We start from the raw sequence: 21976 nt of genomic DNA, 5'->3' as shown, positions 1-21976 counted from the left end.
TCGAGCGGATACGGACTTCGTATCGAAAGGAGTGGATAAAAAGATGTCTGTGAAACTTCAAGATGTATTGACGGGCAAGGAAGAAAATTATATTTTGCCATTCTTTTGGCAGCACGGAGAGGAAGAGGAAGTGCTTCGGGAAGAAATGGCCCGGATCTACGAGTCGGGAATTAAGGCAGTTTGCATAGAGTCGAGACCGCACCCGGATTTTCTTGGACCGAAATGGTGGAAGGATATCGATGTGATCCTGGATGAAGCGAGAACGCACGGCATGCGGGTGTGGATCCTAGATGATGATCATTTTCCTACCGGGCATGCGGCAGGACGTTTGAAGGAGGCGCCTAGGGAACTTCGCCGTCTTTATGTGTATGAAAACCACGTCGACGCAGTCGGACCGCGAAATAACTCTGCATTTTTGATTTCCACCTTGCCATACATTCCGGGATTCAGCAACGGAGGAACCTGTTTTGCGGTAATCGCGGTAAAAAGGGATCCTGACACGGGTGAACTGACGGACGAGACAGTAGAATTGACGGATCGGGTGGAGAACGGCAAGCTGTTCTGGGACGTTCCAGATGGATATTGGCGCATCTTCTCGCTAATCGAAAGCGAACATGGCGGCGACTCGGAGAAGAAAGACTATATTAACCATCTCGTAGCCGACTCTGTGCGCGTTCTAATCAACACGGTTCACGAAGCCTTCTACGAACGGTACCGTGAGGACTTCGGAAAAACAATAGCCGGATTTTTCTCCGATGAGCCTGGATTTTATAACGATAAAGATACTTGGGACTACAACTCCAAGCCGGGCAAGAAGGACGTCACGCTCCCCTGGTGCGCGGAAATGTTCAGCCTGTTGGAGCGGGAATTTGGACCGAATTATAAACGGTATCTGCCTTTGCTGTGGTATAAAGGCGGCGAGAATACGTCACGGATGCGCTACTCTTACATGAATTTGTTGAGCAGACTCTATGCGGCGAACTTCACGGAACAGATCGGCGATTGGTGCCGAGAGCACGGAGTGGAGTATATCGGACATGTGCTCGAAGACGGCAACGTTCATGCTCGCCTTGGCTGCGGCGCGGGTCACTTTTATCGCGCTCTCGGCGGACAGGACATGTCCGGTTTGGATGTTGTTCTTTGGCAGTTGAAGCCCGGGTTCGATGATATCCCGACTAAAGGGTTCGCAGGGGAGAGCGACTCGGAGTTCTTCAACTATGGTATGGCGAAGATGGCGGTGTCTTTGGCCCATCTCGATCCGAAGAAAAAGGGACGGACCATGGCCGAGGTGTTCGGTGCCTACGGCTGGGCGGAGGGGCTGAAGCTTATGAAATGGATAACGGACCACATGCTCGTCCGAGGCGTGAACTATTTCGTGCCGCACGCCTTCTCGCCAAAAGATTACCCTGACCAGGATTGTCCGCCGCATCTGTACGCCAAAGGGAAGAATCCGCAATACCGTTACTACCGCTACTTGAACCATTATACGAACCGTCTGAGCCATCTCCTGTCTGGCGGCACACATGTAGCAACGGCTGCCGTACTCTATCACGCTGAAGCGGAATGGTCTGGGGAGTTCATGTACTTCCACAAGCCTGTCAAAGAACTCATGCGGAAACAAATTGATTGTGATGTTCTGCCATGCGATACGATCGTGAACGGAGTCAGTGTGCAGGACGGCAAGCTCCTCATGCAGGACGAGTCTTATGATTGCCTCATTATTCCATACAGCGAAGCACTACCGACTAATGTATTGAACCGGTTGCATCAACTCGCTGATCTGGGACTACCCATCTTCTTCGTAGAGGGTCTTCCATCGCGGTCAAGCGAAGGGGATCTGAATCAAGAAGTTCTCGAACGCCTAGCCGCTAACGGCAAGGTGAAGGTTGTCCCGCTTGACAAGCTCGCGGGAAGGCTGCAAGCAGCCGGATATTACGACGTGTTCGTGAAGGACAACGAGCCATTCTTGCGCTGTTACCACGTCAACCATTTGGATTCGCAAGTCTTTATGTTCTTTAATGAACATCCTAACAAGGAAATCATTACTGAAGTGGTTCTTCCGGTAACAGGAGATATACGGTTTTACGATGCCTATACCAATCAGGTACTGGAAGCGGAATCTGTGATTGAAGGTGACAGATCGGTGCTCAAGCTCAACCTGCCGGCATCCGAAACCATCGTTGTGATTGCCGGCCTGGCACTTGATAGGATAAAGGCAGCAGCCAAGCGGATGATAAGAGGCAATCTGATTACAGCTATCGAGGGTCCATGGACGGTCACTACGGCAACCTCCGAGCAATATCCGTCATTTATCCCGTGGATTAAATTGGATAATCTGTCGGATCTCAGCAGACCCGAGTTGTTGCCGGCTTTCTCCGGAACGGTTCGTTATGAGACCGATCTGAACTGGTCATTATCATCTGGGAAGCAAGCGGTACTTGATCTTGGCGAAGCCTTCGAGACGGCAGAGGTATACCTGAATGGCGTCTCCTCAGGCATTCGCTTAACTGCCCCTTATCGGTTTGATCTTAGCGAGTTGTTACGGGAGGGCAGCAACACACTTGCCATTGAAGTGACCAATACACTGGTATTTGAAACACCGGATTTTCTCTCGAGACTTGGGCAACTTGATCCCAGTGGTTTGTTAGGTCCAGTATGTTTGTATGGCGAGTGAATAACGAAATCAGTTGAAAGGGGGCAGCAGCATGTTAAGGAAGTCATTTAATGAGAAATGGAGCTTTTCAAAAGGCGCAAACGCTTTTTCTTCCTTTGCTCCGAGTGCTGAGGTAGAGATCCACTTGCCTCATGATGCCATGATTCTGGAAGAAAGGAATGCGGACTGCAAGAATTCGAACAGCACAGGCTTTTTCCCAGGTGGAAATTACACGTATAAGAAGACGTTTTTTGCTCCAAAAGAGTATGAAAATAAAACGGTTATTTTCGAGTTTGAAGGCGTTTATATGAACGCCATGGTTTATATTAACGGTTCGTTTGCGGGGAAGTGTCCGTACGGGTACAGCAACTTCTATGTGAAAGCAAACAGGTTCTTGAAGCTGGAAGCGGACAATGAGATCAAAGTGCTTGTGAAAAACAGCGCGGAGCCAAATGCCAGGTGGTATACGGGAAGCGGAATTTACCGAAATGTAAATATGTTGATTGGTGAATTGCTTCACATTAAGGAGGATGGCGTTAAGATTACGACGCCGGATATTGAGGAAGACAGAGCCGTTATTGAAATAACTACCACGGTGGAATACGACGGGTACACAACGCAAAATGGTTATGTATACACCGAAATTCAAGATGGCAATGGAAATATGGTTGCATCGGATAAAGCGCCGATCACCGTTTTTGACGGAGAGACCGTGATGGTCCGCCAAAGACTCAGCGTTGAAGAACCAAGATTGTGGTCGGTTGAGGATCCGAATTTGTATATCTGTTTTTCCAAGATTCTAGTGGATGATAACGTTGTAGACGAAGTCAGGAATCATTTCGGTGTTCGAAAGCTTCAGTTGGATACACGAAGCGGTTTACGAATAAATGGAGAAGTCGTGAAACTGAGAGGCACATGTATTCACCATGACAATGGCGTGATAGGTGCCGCTACCTTTGAACGGGCAGAGGAGAGACGCGTGGAGATTTTGAAGCAGGCGGGCTTCAACGCCATCCGAATCTCGCATCAACCGATGTCGAAGGCGATGCTCGATGCGTGCGACCGCATCGGCATGCTGGTCATGGACGAAACCTTCGATATGTGGAATTCCACTAAATCGGACTATGACTATGGCTTGTCTTTCCACGAATGGTGGGAAAGCGATCTGCAAGCGATGGTGGAGAAAGATTACAATCACCCAAGCGTCATCATGTATTCAATAGGGAACGAAGTTCCTGAAGTCGCGACAGGCCACGGGGCCGGCATGAGCCGCAAAATGGTCGACAAGCTCCGTACACTGGATGAAACAAGATTCATCGTAAACTCTGTCAACGGATGGCTATGCGTGATGGATCGGCTTGGCGAAATTATGGCCAGCTTCGCAGCACACGAAGAAAACGGAGCAGCGAATCAATCGGAGCAGCTGGAAACGAACGAGATTAATACGATGATGTCTACGCTTATAGGCAAAATGAACGATATTGTTAGGCATGAAATCGTGGGGGGCGTGACGGAGGAAGTTTTCGCCACCGTTGATATTGCTGGCTATAACTATATGAGCGGCAGGTATGAGATGGATAAAGAGTTGTACCCGAACCGGGTGATTTGCGGTACGGAGTCGTTTCCGAGAGATATCGATATCAATTGGGGATTGGTAAAGAAGAACAGCCATCTCATTGGCGATTTTACTTGGACAGGATGGGACTATATCGGAGAAGCGGGCATCGGCAAGAACGACTACACCCTGGATGAAACCAAAGGAATCTATGGGCCATATCCGTGGTATCTGGCTCATTGTGGGGATATCGATATTAACGGTAATCGCAGACCAGCGTCCTACTATCGCGAGATCGTATGGGGACTTCGGAATGTTCCGTATATTGCCGTCCAGCGACCGGAATATTATCAGTCCAAAGTCATGAAGTCGGCATGGTCCTGGAGCGATTCGATCTCGAGTTGGACATGGCCCGGTTCTGAAGGTAAGCCTGTTAAGATCGAGGTTTACTCGGATGCCGAAGAGGTGGAGCTCCAGGTTAACGGGACATCCGTCGGCAGAGCGCCTGCAGGTGAAGGAAGCAGGTTCAAAGCGATCTTCGATACGGTGTATTCGCCTGGTGAGCTTGTAGCAATTGCTTATCTTAAAGGAAAAGAAACGGGCCGCATGGTCCTTCAGACCGCTGAAGAGGGACTCCGGCTGAAGCTGGAGAACGACCGTGAAGTGCTGGAAGCCTCCGGCAGTGATCTGTCATATATCATGATTTCTCTTACGGATGAGCACGGAAACCTGCACACTGCAGCGGACCGGAAAGTATCCATTACGGTAGACGGTGCGGGAACGCTTCAAGGATTTGGAAGCGCAGATCCTGTGAGTCTAGAGAATTTCTATGATTGGGAACGAACGACGTTTGATGGCAAAGTGCTCGCCGTTGTCCGCTCCGCTAATGAGTCAGGGACCATTACGATTACAGCTGTCGCAGCAGGATGCGCTGCTCAAAGCATCACGATTCAGGTCGTGTAGAACTCGTTCAGTTATATGGCAATCAAGGAGGAGACACACAGTATGCTTCAATTTCCATCCGATTTCTTCTGGGGGGCAGCAACGGCAGCTCATCAGGTAGAAGGGAATAATAAACATTCGGATTTTTGGCTCATGGAGAATATGGAAGGGTCTATGTACAAGGAGCCTTCTGGCGACGCCGTAGACCATTATCGACTTTTCAGGGAGGATATCGGACTACTTGCCAAGTTTGGTTTGAATACGTATCGATTCTCCATCGAATGGGCACGAATCGAGCCAGAGGAAGATCAGTTCGACGAATCCGCAATCGGTCATTATCGGGATGTTCTGGCAACTTGCAAAAAGTTGAATATTACGCCAATCGTAACCTTGCATCATTTCAGTTCCCCGCATTGGCTCATCCGTGACGGAGGCTGGGAGTCCGAAGGGACTCCTGCTAGATTCGCGCGATACTGTGCTCACGTTATGCGAGAATTAGGTACATGTATCCCCTATGTGTGTACCATTAATGAGGCGAACATTGCCATCGGAATCGCAAAAATGATCAAGCAATTCGAGTCCGGAGGGACATCTGCAGCACAGGTCGGTATGAATACCGATATGCAGGAGCAAATGAAAAGGTACTATTCGGAATTGTCGAAAGTGTTCGGTATTCCTCCCCTAGAGGTTCAAACTTTTCTTCAACCGCGTACAGATAATGGATTGAAAATTATATTTCAAGCACATACAGAGGCAAGGGCTGCTATTAGAGAGGCTAGTCCTCATTCGCAAGTAGGGATTACGTTGTCTCTTTATGATGTTCAATCCGTCCCGGGTGGTGAGGCATTGGCTGCTCATTCGTTGCAAGAGGAGTTTGTGCAATTTCTTCCATATTTGCAGGATGATGATTTCTTCGGCTTGCAAAATTATACACGTGAGATCTATGGCCCAGAGGGTGTATTAGCGCTCTCTGCTGAAACGGAAAAAACCGAGATGGGCTATGAATTTTATCCTGAAGGGCTGGAACACGTCATACGATATGTTTACAAACATTGGAGCAAGCCGATCATCATCACCGAAAATGGAGTTGCAACAAACGAAGATACGCGTCGCATAGCGTATATCGATCGTGCGTTGGAAGGTGTGCATGCTTGCATCGCCGACGGCATTCCGGTCAAAGGATACATGCACTGGTCGCTGCTTGATAATTTTGAATGGCAGCTTGGTTATTCCAAACGGTTCGGGCTGATTGAGGTGGATCGTACAACGCAAGGCCGTAATCCCAAGCCCAGCGCATACCATCTTGGAAGCATTGCTCAAATGAATGCAATATCCAAGATATAAAGTTTAGATACGAGGAGAGAGGGAAATGTCACAAGTTACCCCGCAAAACCCGATCTTATCGGGATTCAACAAAAATTCGACTGCAGCTGAAGTATTAGATGGTATTGATTTAACCGGTAAGACGGTCATTGTCACCGGGGGATACTCTGGGATTGGGCTGGAGACTACTCGTGCTCTAGCGAATAAAGGAGCCATAGTGATCGTTCCTGCCCGAAATTTGGATAAAGCTCGGGAAGCATTAGAAGGTATTCCTTCGGTCGAAATTGCAGAACTTGATTTAATGAATCCTGAATCTATCGATACATTCGCCAAACGTTTCCTTAGCTCGGAGCGAAAACTTGATATCCTAATCAATAATGCCGGTATTATGACGCCGCCATTGACGCGAGATGCACGAGGTTACGAATCCCAATTTGCCACCAATCATTTAGGCCATTTTCAATTGACGGCACGTTTGTGGCCTGCTCTGAATAAGGCAGGAAGTGCACGAGTTGTCTCGCTATCTTCTGCAGGGCACATGTATGGGGGTGTTGATTTTGATGATCCTAACTTTGAACGACGGGAGTATAACAAGGGACTAGCTTATGCTCAATCAAAATCAGCTAATGCACTGTTTGCGGTTGCCCTAGATAAGCTCGGTTATGATTATAATATTCGCGCGTTCTCTGTTCATCCTGGTGCAATTAAGACAGACCTGTTGCGATATGTTTCGGAGGAAGAGATCAGCGGATCAGTTATTACCGAATTTAAGACAGAGGAACAAGGAGCTGCTACTAGCGTATGGTGCGCTACAAGTCCTTTATTGGAAGGTAAAGGTGGAGTTTACTGTTTGGATGCAGATATTGCTAAAGCTGCGTCTTCAATGGATGAAATGCCGGATGCTGTATTTCATCATGCAATTGATCCTTCCCTAGCAGAACGCCTGTGGCTGCTTAGTGAAGACCTGATCGGTGTAAGGTTTGGTAAGTAATTAAATTATTCTAGGGTTAACATTAACAAGACAAGGCTTAATAGGAACTAATCATATTCTCCTGAAGAAGGACGTTATCAATTGCACCGGTGAGGTAAGAATACTTTTTACAAACATTTACATCGGGTTGTGTTCACAATGTCAAAAAATTCGATAACACCGGCGAGGATCTCGAGGACTTGATATCCATCGGCACGATCGGTCTCATCAAGGCGATCGAGAGCTTCCAGACCGGCAAAGGCACGAAGCTGGCGACGTTCACGGCTCGTTGTATCGAGAACGAAATACTTATGCATTTACGGTCGTTGAAGAAGACACGCAAGGACGTGTCCTTGCATGATCCAATCGGAACGGACAAAGAAGGTAATGAAATTACGCTGATCGATATTCTCGGCACGGAAGCTGATGACGTTGTGGAGCGGGTACAGCTGAAGATTGAAAAGAGTAAAATATACCGCAACCTCGATATTCTCGATGAGCGGGAACAAGAAGTGATTCGCGGCCGCTTTGGCCTGGATCATGGCGGAGACGAGCGGACGCAATTGAAGGAATACATATAATACGGGGGATTAAAATGCGCCAAGCATAATTTGCTACTATGTGCATGAACTGGCGACGCTGTTCAACAATTTTTATGCGGCGTGTCCGATTCTGAAGGCCGAAGACGGACCGCAGCAGTTGCGCCTCTGGCTGACCTTGAAGTTTAAGGAAACGCTAGACGATGCGCTGTCCGTCATCGGGCTGCCCGCTCCTTTCCGGATGTAGCCGCGCAGCAGCATGCGGTTATTCATCCTTGCAGCAATTAAGAAGCAGTAGGTGCAGCTCATCCAGCTTCGCGGGATCGAGGATATACTGAATCGGAACTACCGCTTGCCAAGGCAGCACGATAAGGCCGCTGGCTGGAATCGGCTCGTAGATAAGTCGGATATGAATGGCATCGCCGTCAGGAGCATGATGAAACAGCTGGCTGAATGAATCCAGTATGCCGCCATGGTCCATTCGACCATCTGCTAGCCGACGTACCCAATCGTTCCATAGCTCCAGCCATACGGTCTTGAAGTTTGCAACATCGATGAGTTTCCATGTATAGATCAAATAATTGAGAGAGTACGGGGCATCGGTGCATATTATGAACGGATTGCCGTTGGGCGAACGCATGCCGTTGTCACCTTCTTTCTGAGGAATAAGACGTTCCAAAGTAAAGGAATAACGGTTGTGCTCAGGGAATAGATAGGAGGGAGAAGGTAATCCAAGCTTAAAGGGGATAGAATAGTGAAGTTTCTGTATATCTTGATGTTTCTCTCCATGTGGTCGCTGGGGATATTTTTCTTATTCCGTCGCACGACCTCGAACTTTTGGATCGCGCTAACCTTTCTTGTAGGAGGGATGGCCAGCTACACGTTCAGCATGCATTTAACCATAATGCCTTATTTCGTAGATGCTGCTTGGCTGCCTGAGCTGTTAAGCCGATTGCTCTATTTATCTACTGTGGCCGCTATGAACTTGTACTTCTATGTATTGCCTTATGTATTCTGCATGAGCGGACTATTGCTGAATGAGAAAATATCGCTTGCATGGAAACGGGGATGGACCATTCTATTGTTCGTTGGGATGGCTGTGTTGTTTGGCGATCATTTGATTAACGAGCCGTGGAACACATTCGAGCTTCATTTATTCCGGTTATGGGACGGTTTGTTTGTCGCTTTCGGCTGTGTGTTCTATATGCTTGCTTATGTGCGTGAGCGCAAGGGTGCGCGCGGCAATAGCCAGAGAAGGACATTAGTTCTTCCTGCCGTGATGCTCTGGGCTTATGTATCCGATTACATGGGAATGGATTATTTGCAATTGGGCTGGTGGACATTCGAGCTGCGCAGCAATGGGGTGTGGCAGGCGAATGTAGTCATCATATTTGCTTTGTTTGCCGCAATGCTGTTTTTCTCCATCCGTTACGGCATATTCGGCCTCAAGCTGCGAATTGAACGGGAACGGCTTGATTACTCTATCCGAACGCTGACGATGGGAGTTACGATACTGAACCATTCGATTAAGAATGAGATCCAGAAAGTCGATTATTTGGCGGAGAAAAGCGTACAGCTTCTGGCTTCAGGCAAACAGGAGCATGCTGTGCAAACGATTAGCCAGATTCATGGCTTAACCTCGCATTTGCTCCATATGGTGAATCGTATTAAAGAAAAAGCGGAAGATATTGAACTCGATGTAAGCACGCTGGAAATAAGAGAGCTGATTGAAGCAGTAACAGTTTCTTCTCGTCCGCTAACAGAGAGCAGAGCGGTTCGACTAACGACTTCGTATGAAACGTATGGAAAGCTTATTGGCGATGAGGTGCATCTAAAGGAAACGCTGTCGAATCTGATTCGCAATGCGCTGGACTCCATATCGGGCGATGGCGGAGAAATCAGACTGCACACCTCGTATGCGAGGCGGGAGCTGCGGATCGATGTGATCGACAATGGCGCAGGAATTACGCCTGAGGATTTGTCCCGAATTTTCGAGCCCTTCTACACGACGAAAAAAAACGCCTTGAATTACGGTTTAGGGTTATCCTATTGCCGCGGCGTGATGGCTAAGCATGGAGGCAAGCTTACGGTCGATGCCAGCGAGCTGGGGAAGGGAACGACATTCCGGCTGCATTTTCCACGCCATAAATTTAAACCGTCAGAACGTATTCAAGTTGCTGAGCTTAATGAACTCAAAGAATCGAATCATGAGCAGACAGCTTGATACAAGTTGCCGAACTAATCCATTTTGAAATTGGTTAGCTTATTCTTAATGCTGCGCAATTGTGATTTAATCGTGTTGGTTGACTTGTGCAGCCGTTCCGAAATTTCACGCTTGCTGAGCCCATTCTGACGGAGATCGAAAACTTCACGCTCCGTTGACGACAGCTCCATAAGCTGAACCTCATTGCGCATGGCGCGGGCAGCATCAGGATGAATGGAAGCCCGGCCGCGGGTAGCCTCGCGAATGACCAGCAATATATCCTGATAGCTGGATTTGTTAATATAATTCATTGCGCCAAGCCGGAAGGAACGCAAGATGACTTCAGACTCGGTGATTGAGGTTAGCATTATGACGATGGCAGACCTTGTGCGTTCATCACGCAAAATTTGCTCTGCCGCATCCAGACCGTCAAGATTGTTGCCGGTGAGATTGATATCCATCAGGATGACATCCGGCAATTCTTGAATGGCAAGCGCTACAGCCTCTTCTTTGGTTGCTGCAACTCCGACCATTTCAATGTCTGGCTCGACGGCGAGGTCCATCCCTATATGGCTCCGCCAGAACGGATCATCATCCACCAGCATGACACGGATTGACTCCATACAATTCCTCCGAATCTATCATCAATAAGACTGGTTTTATTATAACAAATAAATATGCCGCGCGAGAAGGATGAACTGTTTTCACCCCCCGGGTGAAGAAAGTTCATCCTTTTCGCTGTTTGCCGCTTAGCCTATAATCCGAAATGTCAACTGATCAAATGTTAGAAGCGAGGGATCAAATGTTCAATGGGTGCCCAACAAGCAAATGAACAATGGTTCACACGGATGGCAGGTGAGTGCAAGGATGTTTGTATCTGGGGAAATCGTGAGGCTAGCGGAGCTGTTACTTGAAATTTTTCCAGCCGCAACGGTTCATCGCTATCAGGAGCCGGAAGCGCCGGCGAGCGGACAGTTTACTGTAAGCTTCAAGCAAGAAACGCGGCGCAATGAAACGAGAAGCTACACGGCAATAGAACGGCAGTTCGAGATTATCACGTATGCGGAGACTGCGGAAACCGCAGTGTTATGGATGGAAGCAGTCAGCAGGTATGTGATGAACGAGCGCCCAAGAGCCGTTAGCGGCGAGCCTGTATGGAATGAACGTGTAGAGTCGATCAGCTTGAATGCTCCGATTAAACTCGAAAGCGGGTTGCGGGCATGCAGCGCCGTACTAACGGTGCGCTCGCGCGAGCCGATTGTGTTCGAGCAGCAGGAGAAGATGGAGAAGGTTGAAATGCGTACAACAATTCGATTGAAGGGTGGCATGAATTAATGGGCGGTACATGGGATCCAATCAGCCTGCCGGTGCGTCCGGGGCTGTACATCAATTTCGTAGAAGCTGCGGCGGCACAAATAAAAGGCGGCGCAAGAGGGGTAGTGGCATTGCCGTTATTCGAGTATGAGGGTACGGCGATCGCAGGACAGTTTTATACGGTTGAAAAGGAGATTGAGGCTATTCAGCTGTTTGGCGCAGATGCAGTCGAGCCAATCTCGCTGGTGCTGCAAGGCGGAGCGAAGGAGGTACTGGTGTATACCGTACCGGCGATTGCCGGCGATACCGTATCTGCTGCGGAATATGCTGGCATTCGCGACGTTTTCAGCACGAGACAATTTAACGTATTTGTTTATCCGGAACTGCTGTCGGCGGATGAACGTTTGGCTGCGCAGCATTGGTGCAAGGACAGCCGCGAGGACGAGGGCAAGCATTTCATCGCTGTATTTGGCGGAAGCTTAACGGATGATTCGTCGATTGACACCGGCAATCAGCGCAGCATTGATCTGGCCGACGATTATGTCGTGAATTTGGTTACGGGTGCTGTCATCAATGGAGGAACGTACAGCTCCGCAAGTTATGCGCCGTATATTGCCGGCTTGATCGCGGGGACAGCGATCAATAAGTCGATTACCTACAGCCCGGTTCGGGCGAATGACGTGAATAAACGATTGAAGAACAGCGAGATCAACCGCTCGCTTCAGCAAGGCTCGCTTGTGCTTGTGCATGACGGCGAGAAAGTAAAGGTAGAGCAAGGGCTGGTTACCAGCGGCCGCAAAATCCGCGCAATCCGCGCCCGTCAAGCGATTGCGACCGATATTCCGAAAGCGGCTGCCGAGTCCTATATCGGCAAGCTGGACAATAATGCAGACGGTCAAGCGGCGCTGATCGCTGCAGTGAAGGCTTATCTTGAGCGGCTTGAGCTGAACAATGTGCTGACTGACATTGCGGTTACGCTTGATCCGGAACGGAAGTCCGAAGGCGATACCGTGTACTTGCTGATTGGGTTCACCGAGATCGACAGCATGGAGCGGATTCTGTTAACGATTAAAGTTTAACGGAGATTCGATTTTAACTAAATTTAGGAGGGATTTGTTGTGCTGGATTCAACTCGCGTCATTAACGGTACTTACGGCTACGTCTATTACGACGGCAGATGGCTGACAAATGTGAAATCGGCGGAAGCGAATGTGGAAATTACGAAGGAAGAAATCAAGCGTGCCGGAACGCGCTGGACGGCGCATAAGGTGACCGGACTCAGCGGCTCGGGAACGATTACCGGCTATAAGGTGACGTCCGAATTCGTCGAGCTCATCGGGCAAATTGCCGATGACAGCAAAGGCACGTTTACGACAGAGTTGATTCTGAAGCTGGAAGATCCGGAATCGTATGGCGCATACCGCGTTCGTCTGAAGGGAGTAACCTTCGACAAGGTGCCGCTGATGCATTTTGAGGTCGGATCGATTGTGGAAGAGGAGCTGCCATTTAATTTCACTGGCTACGAGCTGATGGATAAATTGACGGCGGAATAGACGTTAGGCCTATTGCTGGCGCCGGAGTGGAGCTGCCATTCCGGCGCAGTATATAAATCAATTAAGTAGAAGGAGCTGACTATTAATGATTACTACAGACAATAGACAAGGTGTAGTATTGCAGGCGTTGCTTGGAGCGGACTGCAAGCCGAAGAAGGATGTGCCGATGAAGCGTCTTGATGTGGAATTTCAAATTCAGGCGCTTGACGGGAAAACGATTAACCGCATTCAGGAGCAATGCACGCATTATATCGGGAAAGGCCAGAAGCGGGAGAAGGTGCTTGACGAGGAGCAGTTCGGTGCGTTAGTCATTCAGAAAGCATGCTTGATTCCAGATTGGTCGGCAAGAGAGCTGACTGATAAATACGGCACACCAACAGAAGCGATTCTTGGCATTCTGCTGGCCGGCGAAATCGCCAAGCTGTCTGCGGAAATACTTGAGATCAGCGGCTTCAACAACGATGAGGATGAAATAAAAAACTGATCAAAGCGGGCGGCGAGGCTTTTATGCTGCATCTTATTTTTCAGCGCCATCATATTCCTCCAGACGCGATGTTCAATAAGGATGATAATGTGAAGCGTTTCATGTACGCTTCGATGATGCTGCAGCTGGAGGAGGAAGAGAAGGCGCGCAAAGAGGAGCAGCGGGCTGCCCGCAGGATGAAGCCGTGAAGCTGCGGCTTGGAACGGAGGTGAGCAGGTATGAGTTCTCTCTCGATAGGCGGGAATCAGAAAAATATGAGCAAATCAGAGCTTAAGTATTTGGCTAGTTTAACTAGAGGGCTTAAAGATTTGCATAAGGTCATGAAGAAAAGCCAAATATCCGGTGGTTTCACTAGCATAACGAAGCAGTTGGGGTTGCTTTCCGCCAGTAAATCGACGGGAAGTGAGCTGCTAAGCAAAAATTACAATCCGCTAGAGAAAGCAGCACAAAAGCATTTGATTGATGAACGCAAGCATGTTCGCGGTAAGCGCGATCCGGTTGGAGGAATCGCAAGCGCTGCCCAGCAGATGGCATCAGGCGATGTTAGCGCCAGACTAAGCCAGAAATGGATGGGAGCAAAGCTGAAAACGGCAGCCGTTGCCTCTTACGCTTCCAACAGGCTTACAAAGCTGCAAACATCTCGGAATAAGGCCGGCATTATGCCGTATCATCAGATGTCCGATGAAGAGAAGGATCGGACAATATCGATGATTGGCGCTATCGGAAACGTGTTTGGCTCGCTAAAGGATCAATCACTGGAAGCGGCCAAAACGTTCAGCACAGCGGTGGAAACACTGCGCGCCGCTTCGATGGCTCCGCCAGCGGAAATGGGAGCGATGATCAAGCAGTTGCGCGAGCTCGGGGGAACAACACCGCAATCCTTGAATGAGATCGCAGCCGTGATGGGGAATTTGCGAGGCAATGCGCAGCTTACTGGCGATAAATTGCGCGTGATGACCAAAACGGTACTTGATGCTTCCCGGTTAAGCGGCTCGAACAGCGCTCAAGCGGCGGATTCCGTTGCGAAGGTGATGGCCGCTTGGGATATTAAGCCGGAGGCCAGTACGGAATGGATGGATAAGTTTTTTGCCGCAAGCCGGGCGAGCGGCTCGAACATGGGCGATTTGATGAAAAGCATGGGTCTGCTAGGAACGCCAATGAAGCAAATGGGACTCAGCTTCGAACAGTCGATGGAGCTGATGTCGAAATGGCAGAATGAAGGCTTGAACCCGCTGCAGGAAGCGATGAAGAAGGACTTTTACGGCGAGGGCTTTGCTGCGATTGCCGCCAAGATTAGATCTGCTAAAACCGAAACGGATGCCCTATCCATTGCTTCGATGTACTTTGGCGAACGAGTAAGCGCCGATATGGTAAAGGCGCTTGGGGGTAACTCCATTGATTTCAGCGGTGTGATGGGAGCGATGGCTCAGTCGAACGGCGCAATTAGCCAGCAAGCTGCCAGCGTGCAGACGTTTGGCGATAAGTGGACGATGCTGCAGAATCGAATAACAACGGCTCTAGCGCCTATTGGTGAGCTGTTGCTTCCGGTTGGCAATGCGATTGCCTGGTTAGCCGAGATGCTGACAGCAAATTCGGAAATTGCAATAGGTGCTCTAGGTGCAGTTGTAGCTTTTCTCATGATTGCATACGGGCCGGCTATGGTCGCTACAGCGATCGCAACCTTAGCTGCCTTCTGGCCCATTATTCTGATAGCCGCTATCATCGGCGCAGCAATCGCTGGCGTGACGTATCTAGTCAAGAAGCACATTGATACGATTATGGGCGTTATCAACACGGTAACGGAGAAGCTGTCAGGCTTGTTCAGTCTGTTTGACGACGACAAGAAGGCGCAGCTTGATGCCAATGTAAGTCAAACGGTGACAACGCAAGGGACATATAGCGGGCCAACGATTTCAAGCGCTGGCGGCCCTCCCACAAGCAAATATCATGGCATGGATTACGTGCCGTATGACGGGATGATGGCCCGGCTGCACAAAGGCGAGCGGATAATGACCGCCGGCGAGAATAGACAGTTTTCCCAAGGGGGCGGCGGAGGCGGATCAATATCGATTACGGGCAATACATTTAATGTCCGCCATGAATCGGATATCGACGCGATTGCAAGAGCGTTAGCCCGCGAAATTAAGTCGGCGGGAGGGCTGATGGCGTAATGGCGGAGCTGCAATTTTGGCTGAAAACGGCGGATGAGAAGGAGTGGCTGCAGCTGCCGGTTAATCCGGAGCAGGTATCGGTAAGAAGCTCCTATGGCTACGAGGATGTTCAGGTCACGCAGCTTGGCGAGTATACGATTATTGGCGAGCCTTCCTTAAAGGAATATTCTTTTGGCTCTTTTTTCCCGCGAGACTATCACCCCGGCTATTGTGAATATGAGAATCTGCCTCCCCCGTGGGAAGCCGTGGAGCGAATCGAGCTATGGATGGCGACTCGCAAGCCAATTCGTCTCGATATTACCGGAACCGCGATTAAAGGGCTGACAACCATCCGCTCCTTCCAGTACAGCGAGCGCGCCGGCAATCCCGGCGATGTGTATTATGAGCTGGAGCTGAAGGCGTATAAGTCCGTGGAATTTCGCGAGGTGGAGACATCAGGCTCCGGCAAAGCGATGGTGATCGCGGAGGAGAAGCGTCCTGAGCTGCGAACGCCGCCAGCCTCGTATATTGTCGTTCCGGGCGATACATTATGGAAAATCGCTCAGCGTACCTTAGGCAACGGCGACAGATGGCGCGAGGTATACACAGCGAATCAAGCCGCAATCGGCAAAGATCCGAACCGGCTTATTCCCGGTCAAAAGCTGGTGATCCCGGCATGAGCTGGAGCGTGATCTATAAGGACGCCAAGCAAGAGGCGCATCTGGATCATATCGTGAAGTCCGTGAGCTGGAGCGGCGATGTTATGCAGGCAGCCCGTAAGCTGACGGTGCAGGTCTCCAATACTAACGATCTGCGCAAGCCGTTGATTGCATTCCAGAAAGGCGCCGAGCTGCGGCTGGTTGAGGATGGGAAGAAGGAGCTATTTCGCGGTGTGCTATTCGCCGATTCCATGGACTCCGGCGGTCAAATGACGTTGACGGCGTACGACGAGAACATTTATTTGACCAAAAACAAGGATACAAAAATTTTTCGCGGGCAAACGGCCGCTGCGATTATCAAGAAGCTGTGTAATGAATTTTCTATATCGCTTGGTGAGGTGCACGACACGAAGTTCGTTATTCCGAAGCTGGTTTTTCGCGACAAAACGCTATTTGAAATGATGGTGACAGCGCTGACGGAATCAGAGAAACAGAATGGTGAGCGGTTTTTTCTTTCTTCAAAGGAAGGAAAGCTGCAATTACTGGCCCGCAAGCAGCAGAAAAAGAAGTGGGTGCTTGAGAATGGCGTCAATTTGTTGACGGCGAGCTACAGTCAGTCGATTGAAGAGACGCGCACGCAAGTGAAGATAGCAGGCGGCGACGAGAAGAAAAAGGAGCTTTCGGCTGTTGCCAAGGACGGCGAGGTTATTAAGCTGTATGGTGTGATGCAACATTTGGAGAAGCCGGGACAGAATATGACGAAATCGCAAATGGAGCAGCGTGCCAAGCAGCTGTTGAAGGATTTGGCGATGATCAAGGACGAAGCGAGAATCGAGTGCTTAGGCATCCCGGATGTAATCGCTGGCTCCTGCATTTATGTGAAGGAAGAGCTGACGGGAATTGTCGGCGGCTATTATGTATCTGCCGACGAGCACCGCTATGAGAAGAGCAGCCACACGATGTCGCTGACGCTATCGGCAACCGACGATCTGCCGAAGATGGAATACAAGGAACAGAAGGGGGCGCAATAGCATGGAGCGCATTGAAGGCTCGGGAGCAAGCCAGCTCGTTCAGTTGATCCGCGCTATCGGTCATAATACCGATATTACGTTCGAGCTGGCGACGGTGACTGCCGACGCTCCGGAGCTGAAGATTAAAGTGGATCATATGAATATCGAGCTGGAGAAGGATGATTTGATTGTTGCGAAATCGCTGACGAAGCATATACGCAGTGTGACGCTGACGAGCAAGGATAAGGGTAAGATTTCATCGACTAGTGTAAGTATGGACTACAATATGGTTCTTGCTAATGCATCTGTAACAACGTTTGCTTTTAATTCCTTCGGTCTTGATACCGCCGAGTTCAAGGTCGAGACAGCGGAACTGGAATTTCTCGACGAACTGAAGAAGGGTGAACGAGTTATCGTTGCAGGTATCAATCAGGGGCAAACCTACATTATTTTGGATCGGGCGGTGATGTATTAATGGCATTATCTCCGCTGCAGAGTCGGGAGGAACGGTATGAAGCCGTTGCTCCGAAAGCTAGTCCGTCCCGCACTTATCTTCTTAATTTCGATACAGGCGAAGTGGAGGAACGGTTGATAAACGGGGTGGATGCACTGCGTCAGTCGATCCGCAAGGCAATCGAAACGGCTCGTTATCGCTATATGATTTACAACGGCCAATACGGCTGTGAGCTGAATGACCTGCTTGGGCAGGACATATCCCAGCAGCTGCTGAAGAGCGAAATCAAACGTGTTATATCGGAGGCGTTGCTGGCGGATGACCGAATTCAATCCGTCGGGCAATTCCAAATTGAACGAGTCGGCGATAAGCTGTTCGCATCGTTTGCAGTCACAACATCCGAGGGCGTAATGGAGCAGGAGGTGAGCATTTAACATGTTCGAGCAAGAAACGAAGAAAGCCATTCTGGATCGGATGCTGGCAGCCTCGCCGGACAGTCTGGACAGACGACAGGGGTCGGTTACCTTTGACCTGTTGTCGCCAGTAGCTATTGAACTGGCGCAAGCCTATATTCAGCTGGATAATGTGCTGCGGTTTGGTTTTGCCGGTTCTCAGCAGCCTTCCGTTTTTTTGGATATGAGAGCTGCTGAGGTTGGCGTATTCCGGCTGGAAAGCGTAAAGGCGGCAGGGATTGTCGTATTCAACGGCAATGAGAATGTGTCGATCCCCGTAGGCACAGCGGTTTCAACCGATGAGGAAACCCCGATTACGTTCATAACGGCTGAGCCTGGAATTATTCAGCAAGGCAAAGCGGCTGTGAAAGCTTATGCGGCCAATGGGGGAACAGCCGGGAATATTGCTGCCGGGCGGATTAAGCTGATGCTTGGCTCGTTGTCGGGAGTTGTGGCGGTTACGAACCCGGAATCGTTCGATAACGGGACGGATACCGAAAGCGACGAATCGCTGCTTAACCGGTATTACGACCGGGTACGGCGTCCAGCCACAAGCGGCAACGAGTGGCATTACCGCCAATGGGCGCTAGAGGTAGCTGGCGTTGGCGATGTGAAAGTATTTCCCGTTTGGGCCGGCAATGGAACAGTGAAGCTAACGATACTTTCGAAAGAAAAGAAAGCTCCTGATGGCGACATTATTAAACGTGTCTCCGATGCTGTTGATGCGCGGCGTCCGGTTGGTGCTTCTGTAACGGTCTGGCCGGCTAAGGAAGTTCCTCTTCGGGTTTCGGCTGCGCTTAAGCTAGCCCCGGGAGCTGAAATGGGCAAAATTTCGGCCTTGTTTCAGCTTCAACTCACGGAGTATTTAGCGGACCTTGCTTTCCGTCATGATATTGTTCCTTATAACCGGATATTCGGCTTGCTGCTTGATATCAAAGAGATTGCTGACTTTAGCGATTTGCGTATTAATGGGGTTAACGGCAATTTATCGCTGGAGGCAGATGAGGTTGCTATAGCTGGGGCGGTGAATTTCGTTGTCTCGTAATATTTTGGCTGACATGTTGGATTATTTGCCTAATTACTATTCCGAGTCAGCGCTTGTTGATAATTTGACCAGCCGTGAAGCGGATGAATTGCAAATTCTTCATACCCGCATGCAAGACGTGTTGAGGCAGTTCTTTGTCGGAACTGCAACATGGGGATTATCGAAATGGGAAGAGCTTTGCGGCATTCCGACGGACAATGACAAGCCATTCGAACAGCGGCGTTCGGTTATACTGACGAAGCTTCGCGGTGCGGGTACGATTACGCTGGCCACGATTAAAGAGGTGGTTGACTCCTTCGAGAACGGCGTTATTCAACTGGAGGAAAACTTCTCTAAATATGAGGTTATTATTACGTTTATCGGCACGCGAGGTCTGCCGCCGAATTTGGATGATGTCGAGCATGCGTTGCGCGAAGTTGTACCGGCGCATTTGCAGATCAGCTTCCGGTTCACTTATTTGGTCTGGGAGGAGCTGGACTTGGCAGGTCTATCCTGGGCAGAGCTGGAGGGTTTGAATATGACATGGGAGCAGCTTGAGGTTTGGAAACCAATTGAAAGGGAAGAGTATGATGCCTAACAAATTGCCGACAAATCTGCACACCTTTGAGGCTAACGATACAGTCAGTCGCGCTGCGCAGAATGAAAATATCAAAGTGATTGATGCGCTGTTTCACCCGTCAAGCGGACATCGGCATAGCGGAGAACCGGGTGATGCGCCGCCAATAGGGAGTGGAGGCTTAGCAACTGGAGCTGTAATAGCTGCCAAAATAGCAAGCGGAGCAGTTACATCGGAAAAGCTTGCAGCGGCATCTGTAACGAGCGACAAGCTTGCTGCATTCGCGGTTATGAATAGCAATTTGGGACTCGGTGCTGTATCTGCGGATAAGCTTGCTGAAGCTTCCGTTACAGGCAGCAGAATTGCCCCGGCTTCAGTTAATGGGGGGCATATTGTCGATGGCGCAGTAACGGAGAATAAGCTTGCTCCGGCTTCAATCACAAGCAGCAAGCTGACCAATGGCGCGATTACGGCGGATAAAGTAGCCGAAAATGCGATTACGAGCGTGAAAGTTGCGGACAATGCCGTTACAGCTAACAAGCTGGCGAGCAACAGTGTTGATCGCAGACATCTGCGGGGAGGCGGACTAGGCTCCAATATTGCGAAATTCAAACCGGTTAGCGTGACCGGAGGCAATCTTACCGGCAGTCCTACGGTGCATTATGCTGCCGACGGAGAGAACCAGTGGAGCATAAACCGCATGATTCAGCTTCCGCAATTTTTAACTATTAATCTTGGTAAAACCTATCATGGAATCGAAGGAATGTCATTTGGAACGGCTAACGGAGCGGATGCAGCTCAAGCTCCTCGCGGTTTTTATATTGAAACCAGTTTGAATAACGGGACATGGACACGGGCGTATACCCACCCGGGCGGCGGGTATACGCCGTTTACCTACTTACCTTTTACTGGAGCCGCAAGCGCTGCTTATATTCGACTAGTGATCACCGAACGGAGCGAGGGCGATATAACCTCCGTGTCCGCTATAGCCGTATATAGCAGCTATTACGGTGCGATCGAACAAGAAGCATTAAACGATACCCGGCCTTGGGGGCTTAATGCCCGGCTTCAAGGGATGATGGTTATACCGCAAGGAGATATTACGGATGACGGAAACGGTTATATCTATATTAATAATACGATCGCAGTTGTAAACGCAGCTGCAGGTTTGAAGTTTACCATATATGGCGGAGGCTATCACCTCCCGTCATGGGGGTATTTGTATGTAGATATTCCAACTGCTATCCCATCCGCTTGGAATAACGTAACTGTAAATCTAGCCGTGGGAGAGTATCCTCTATCTGTGAAACAATATGATAACCCTAATCGGCTTATTATTGCCCAGAGGGGTGAGAACGGTTATGCCTATCTTAATTGTGCATTGCCAGCAAGAGTTGCTGGAACGAGAATATACGCAGACTCTGTCAATGGGATCGAATTCCGTTCGTACTACAATCAATATTTGGAATTCAAACAAGGCAGCGGCTGGCAAATGCTGGAGAATAGATATGGGGCTGGCTTTGCCGCTATGCTGTCATCTGATAAGCAAACCATTACGAATGACGGAGCGGATACGATGACAATAACCGTAACCTTATCCGATGAGCAAGGTCAGATACAATCTGCTTTTAACGAGGAAGTGCAGCTTGAAATGAACGGAATGACGCAAGCGGTTAAGCTGACGGAAGGCGTTGGAACAATCACGGTCAGCAGCGAAGAGCCAGGAGAGTTTGTGCTGCGAACGGTGGGATTTGAACGTAACAGTCAAATGAAGGTGGTGATAACCGATGGCGAAAAAGCGTGACCCGCAACCGCAGCAAGCCCACTTCCGCATCCCCGCCGATCCGCAGCGGCTTAAAGCAAAGCAAATTCAAGAACGCCAGCTCGAGCGTCAGTCTCAGCGGCAGGAGCTTAGCGGCTTGAAGGCGGAGTCCGGCTTCACGGTAACGAATGAAATGCTGTACGAGATGTTGTCCGATGTGCTTGAACAGCAAGCCATTATCGAGAGTAGGCTGCAGAAGCTATCCAAGCAGTTGCCGGGCCTGTCAGTTTAATTATGCAAGAACGGCAGAAAGACGTTATACGGGAGCAGCGCGAAGCAGCTCCGGGTTAAC

At 49.6% G+C, this 21976-nt stretch carries 22 protein-coding genes and 1 pseudogene; 21 read left to right on the top strand and 2 right to left on the bottom strand.

Going from position 1 to position 21976, the window contains the following annotated elements:
• Positions 1 to 43: 43 nt before the first annotated feature.
• The 6 genes and pseudogenes from V8F51_RS21625 to V8F51_RS21600 all read left to right on the top strand — a co-directional run bounded on the left by V8F51_RS21625 (position 44) and on the right by V8F51_RS21600 (position 8229).
• Positions 44 to 2674 carry a glycosylhydrolase-like jelly roll fold domain-containing protein gene (locus tag V8F51_RS21625; RefSeq protein ID WP_337102583.1) on the top strand — a complete coding sequence of 877 codons (2631 nt, stop codon included), beginning with the start codon at positions 44 to 46 and terminating at the stop codon, positions 2672 to 2674.
• Between the two features lie 31 nt (positions 2675 to 2705).
• Positions 2706 to 5171: a glycoside hydrolase family 2 TIM barrel-domain containing protein gene (locus tag V8F51_RS21620; protein WP_337102581.1), complete on the top strand. Its 2466-nt coding sequence runs from the start codon at positions 2706 to 2708 to the stop codon at positions 5169 to 5171.
• Between the two features lie 42 nt (positions 5172 to 5213).
• Positions 5214 to 6494: a glycoside hydrolase family 1 protein gene (locus tag V8F51_RS21615; RefSeq protein ID WP_337102580.1), complete on the top strand. Its 1281-nt coding sequence runs from the start codon at positions 5214 to 5216 to the stop codon at positions 6492 to 6494.
• A gap of 25 nt (positions 6495 to 6519) precedes the next feature.
• Positions 6520 to 7464 (top strand): SDR family NAD(P)-dependent oxidoreductase, encoded by a 945-nt coding sequence (locus V8F51_RS21610; RefSeq protein ID WP_337102579.1) that lies wholly within the window; start codon positions 6520 to 6522, stop codon positions 7462 to 7464.
• Positions 7465 to 7584: 120 nt separating this feature from the next.
• Positions 7585 to 8006: pseudogene (locus V8F51_RS21605) on the top strand (sigma-70 family RNA polymerase sigma factor); the annotation flags it as partial.
• Positions 8007 to 8064: 58 nt separating this feature from the next.
• On the top strand, positions 8065 to 8229 hold the full coding sequence (locus V8F51_RS21600) for a DALR anticodon-binding domain-containing protein (RefSeq protein WP_337102578.1): 165 nt from the start codon (positions 8065 to 8067) through the stop codon (positions 8227 to 8229).
• An 18-nt stretch (positions 8230 to 8247) separates the two neighbouring features.
• Here V8F51_RS21600 and V8F51_RS21595 read toward each other — a convergent pair whose 3' ends face one another.
• Positions 8248 to 8622 carry a hypothetical protein gene (locus tag V8F51_RS21595; RefSeq protein WP_337102577.1) on the bottom strand — a complete coding sequence of 125 codons (375 nt, stop codon included), beginning with the start codon at positions 8620 to 8622 and terminating at the stop codon, positions 8248 to 8250.
• A gap of 114 nt (positions 8623 to 8736) precedes the next feature.
• Here V8F51_RS21595 and V8F51_RS21590 point away from each other — a divergent pair, with 114 nt between their 5' ends.
• Positions 8737 to 10206: an ATP-binding protein gene (locus tag V8F51_RS21590; protein ID WP_337102576.1), complete on the top strand. Its 1470-nt coding sequence runs from the start codon at positions 8737 to 8739 to the stop codon at positions 10204 to 10206.
• Positions 10207 to 10220: 14 nt separating this feature from the next.
• Here V8F51_RS21590 and V8F51_RS21585 read toward each other — a convergent pair whose 3' ends face one another.
• Positions 10221 to 10808: a response regulator transcription factor gene (locus tag V8F51_RS21585; RefSeq protein ID WP_337102575.1), complete on the bottom strand. Its 588-nt coding sequence runs from the start codon at positions 10806 to 10808 to the stop codon at positions 10221 to 10223.
• A 232-nt stretch (positions 10809 to 11040) separates the two neighbouring features.
• Here V8F51_RS21585 and V8F51_RS21580 point away from each other — a divergent pair, with 232 nt between their 5' ends.
• The 14 genes from V8F51_RS21580 to V8F51_RS21515 all read left to right on the top strand — a co-directional run bounded on the left by V8F51_RS21580 (position 11041) and on the right by V8F51_RS21515 (position 21916).
• Complete coding sequence (locus tag V8F51_RS21580) at positions 11041 to 11520, top strand: hypothetical protein (RefSeq protein ID WP_337102573.1); 480 nt, start codon at positions 11041 to 11043, stop codon at positions 11518 to 11520.
• Complete coding sequence (locus tag V8F51_RS21575) at positions 11520 to 12578, top strand: phage tail sheath subtilisin-like domain-containing protein (RefSeq protein ID WP_337102571.1); 1059 nt, start codon at positions 11520 to 11522, stop codon at positions 12576 to 12578. The genes V8F51_RS21580 and V8F51_RS21575 overlap by 1 nt, the downstream gene beginning before the upstream one ends.
• A 39-nt stretch (positions 12579 to 12617) precedes the next feature.
• On the top strand, positions 12618 to 13052 hold the full coding sequence (locus tag V8F51_RS21570) for a phage tail tube protein (RefSeq protein WP_337102570.1): 435 nt from the start codon (positions 12618 to 12620) through the stop codon (positions 13050 to 13052).
• 85 nt (positions 13053 to 13137) lie between these two features.
• Positions 13138 to 13536 carry a phage tail assembly chaperone gene (locus V8F51_RS21565; RefSeq protein ID WP_337102568.1) on the top strand — a complete coding sequence of 133 codons (399 nt, stop codon included), beginning with the start codon at positions 13138 to 13140 and terminating at the stop codon, positions 13534 to 13536.
• A gap of 23 nt (positions 13537 to 13559) precedes the next feature.
• Positions 13560 to 13724, top strand: a complete 165-nt coding sequence (locus tag V8F51_RS21560) for a hypothetical protein (protein ID WP_337102567.1) — start codon at positions 13560 to 13562, stop codon at positions 13722 to 13724.
• Between the two features lie 66 nt (positions 13725 to 13790).
• Complete coding sequence (locus V8F51_RS21555) at positions 13791 to 15707, top strand: phage tail tape measure protein (RefSeq protein ID WP_337102566.1); 1917 nt, start codon at positions 13791 to 13793, stop codon at positions 15705 to 15707.
• The gene (locus V8F51_RS21550) at positions 15707 to 16366 is read left to right on the top strand and encodes a LysM peptidoglycan-binding domain-containing protein (RefSeq protein WP_337102565.1); all 660 of its coding nucleotides are present in this window, start codon (positions 15707 to 15709) and stop codon (positions 16364 to 16366) included. The genes V8F51_RS21555 and V8F51_RS21550 overlap by 1 nt, the downstream gene beginning before the upstream one ends.
• A complete protein-coding gene (locus V8F51_RS21545) occupies positions 16363 to 17376 on the top strand; it encodes an XkdQ/YqbQ family protein (RefSeq protein ID WP_337102564.1) in 1014 nt (337 codons plus the stop codon). The genes V8F51_RS21550 and V8F51_RS21545 overlap by 4 nt, the downstream gene beginning before the upstream one ends.
• A gap of 1 nt (position 17377) precedes the next feature.
• Positions 17378 to 17830 carry a DUF2577 family protein gene (locus V8F51_RS21540; protein ID WP_337102563.1) on the top strand — a complete coding sequence of 151 codons (453 nt, stop codon included), beginning with the start codon at positions 17378 to 17380 and terminating at the stop codon, positions 17828 to 17830.
• Complete coding sequence (locus V8F51_RS21535; RefSeq protein ID WP_337102561.1) at positions 17830 to 18243, top strand: DUF2634 domain-containing protein; 414 nt, start codon at positions 17830 to 17832, stop codon at positions 18241 to 18243. The genes V8F51_RS21540 and V8F51_RS21535 overlap by 1 nt, the downstream gene beginning before the upstream one ends.
• A gap of 1 nt (position 18244) precedes the next feature.
• Complete coding sequence (locus tag V8F51_RS21530) at positions 18245 to 19306, top strand: baseplate J/gp47 family protein (RefSeq protein ID WP_337102559.1); 1062 nt, start codon at positions 18245 to 18247, stop codon at positions 19304 to 19306.
• A complete protein-coding gene (locus tag V8F51_RS21525) occupies positions 19296 to 19883 on the top strand; it encodes a putative phage tail protein (protein ID WP_337102557.1) in 588 nt (195 codons plus the stop codon). The genes V8F51_RS21530 and V8F51_RS21525 overlap by 11 nt, the downstream gene beginning before the upstream one ends.
• A complete protein-coding gene (locus V8F51_RS21520) occupies positions 19876 to 21666 on the top strand; it encodes a discoidin domain-containing protein (protein ID WP_337102555.1) in 1791 nt (596 codons plus the stop codon). The genes V8F51_RS21525 and V8F51_RS21520 overlap by 8 nt, the downstream gene beginning before the upstream one ends.
• On the top strand, positions 21650 to 21916 hold the full coding sequence (locus V8F51_RS21515; protein WP_337102554.1) for a hypothetical protein: 267 nt from the start codon (positions 21650 to 21652) through the stop codon (positions 21914 to 21916). The genes V8F51_RS21520 and V8F51_RS21515 overlap by 17 nt, the downstream gene beginning before the upstream one ends.
• Positions 21917 to 21976: the final 60 nt, after the last annotated feature.

This window comes from Paenibacillus sp. YIM B09110, assembly GCF_037167145.1.
Taxonomy (GTDB): Bacteria; Bacillota; Bacilli; order Paenibacillales; family Paenibacillaceae; genus Pristimantibacillus.
Note: the sequence above shows the minus strand (reverse complement) of the source record. Positions and strands in the feature narration are given on the sequence as shown.